Genomic DNA, 440 nt, shown 5'->3' on the forward strand with positions numbered 1-440 from the left:
ATTACGAAGTGTGAGGTAAAGGAAGTTTTGAAGAATACAATATTGCGGTTTGGAGTAAAGGCGAACTCAGGAGTCTCATGAGCTTTAGATACAGGTTCGAATCCCGTAGCCGCAACAATGGCCCGTAGCTCAACGGTTTAGATGCACCGGACTTTTAATCCGGGGGTTGAGAGTTCGAATCTCTCCGGGCCAACCAATGGATGAATAGCTCAATGGCAGAGCTTCGCCCTGTTAAGGCGAAAAATGAAAGTTCGAGTCTTTCTTCATCCGCAGCGTTGGAGTGTTGACAGAGTGGTAATGTGCAAGCCTGCTAAGCTTGGGCTCCCGATCAAATTGGGACGAAGGTTCGGATCCTTCACGCTCCGCAAAATGGTGAGTTGGCAGATATGGTAAATGCGCCCGGCTGCAAACCGGGAGATCAGGGTTCGATTCTTTGACTC

The 440-nt window shown here is 49.1% G+C and carries 4 tRNA genes; all 4 read left to right on the top strand.

Features of this window, described 5'->3' with window-relative positions:
* Positions 1-43 precede the first annotated feature (43 nt).
* The 4 genes from I6F37_RS40295 (at position 44) to I6F37_RS40310 (ending at position 365) form a co-directional block, all read left to right on the top strand.
* Positions 44-115, top strand: a tRNA-Met gene (locus tag I6F37_RS40295).
* 3 nt (positions 116-118) lie between these two features.
* Positions 119-196, top strand: a tRNA-Lys gene (locus I6F37_RS40300).
* Positions 197-198: 2 nt separating this feature from the next.
* Positions 199-270: transfer RNA gene (locus tag I6F37_RS40305), tRNA-Asn, on the top strand.
* 7 nt (positions 271-277) lie between these two features.
* Positions 278-365: transfer RNA gene (locus I6F37_RS40310), tRNA-Ser, on the top strand.
* Positions 366-440: the final 75 nt, after the last annotated feature.

It is taken from the genome of Bradyrhizobium sp. NBAIM08 (genome assembly GCF_020193935.1).
GTDB classification, from domain to species: Bacteria; Pseudomonadota; Alphaproteobacteria; order Rhizobiales; family Xanthobacteraceae; genus Bradyrhizobium; species Bradyrhizobium yuanmingense.